General features: G+C 33.3%; 1 protein-coding gene. It reads left to right on the forward strand.

The window, feature by feature from the left end:
• Nucleotides 1-241: 241 nt before the first annotated feature.
• Nucleotides 242-933, forward strand: a 692-nt coding sequence (locus AC4FQ3_RS22785) for a phage integrase SAM-like domain and Arm DNA-binding domain-containing protein (protein ID WP_491183403.1), incomplete at its 3' end; no start/stop codon positions are given.

Here is a 933-nt window from a genome sequence, read left to right on the forward strand (position 1 = left end):
GTTTAAACGTTGAAAACCCGCATCATTACTACGATGCGGGTTTTTTTATTCCTCATCTTGTTTTCAAAAATGCTCAAAACTGCCCTAATTTTTGTGGATTATTTGTGGCATTTTAGAATCTCAAAAAAAGTTGCCACGAAAAACAACGTAATGTATTGTTAGTTAGACATGTTAAGCTGGTTAACGACTTGATTTAGAGATATTATAATTCGACCTTTATTAACTTATTAATTGTTGAATTATGTTAGAAAACAGTTTTGGAATTATCTTCTTTTTGAAGAGTTCTGCAAAAAGTACGAATGAAAGATACATTTATCTTAGAGTTATCGTTAACGGCGTGCCCAAAGAAACCTCCACTAAACGAAAGTGGAATGTAAACCGTTGGGAACAGAAATCAGGACGGGCAGCAGGAAATAAAGAAGATGCTAAAGCACTGAATTTCTTTTTGTACTCGCTGGAAATGAAAATAAGAAAATTTGCTGACCAGCTTTTGGAAAAGCAGGAGCCTGTGACCAGTGTAAAGCTGATTAATTTTATTTTAGGTAAAACTAAGCTGAAAACTACCGTACTTGAGGAATTTCAGATTCATAATGATCAGATGCTTGCTTTGGTAAAAAAAGGTGAATATGCAATAGGCACCCATGTTCGTTTTGAGATATCAAAGAATCATGTTAAAGACTTCATGCTTTACAAATATGGCGTGCACGATATGGAGTTTACAGAACTTAATTTTGAGTTTGTAAAAGAATATGAGTTTTATCTTAAGACTGTAAAGAACAATGCGAATAATACTGCTCTTAAATATATTACTAACTTTAAGAAAATTGTCCTTATTGCATTGGATAAAGAATTTCTAGTCACAGATCCTTTTAAGCGTTTTAAATGCAGAAAGATAAAGGTACCGAAAAAACCTTTGGCAGGCTTTGAACTGGC

This window comes from Flavobacterium sp. AK-345 (genome assembly GCF_058310175.1).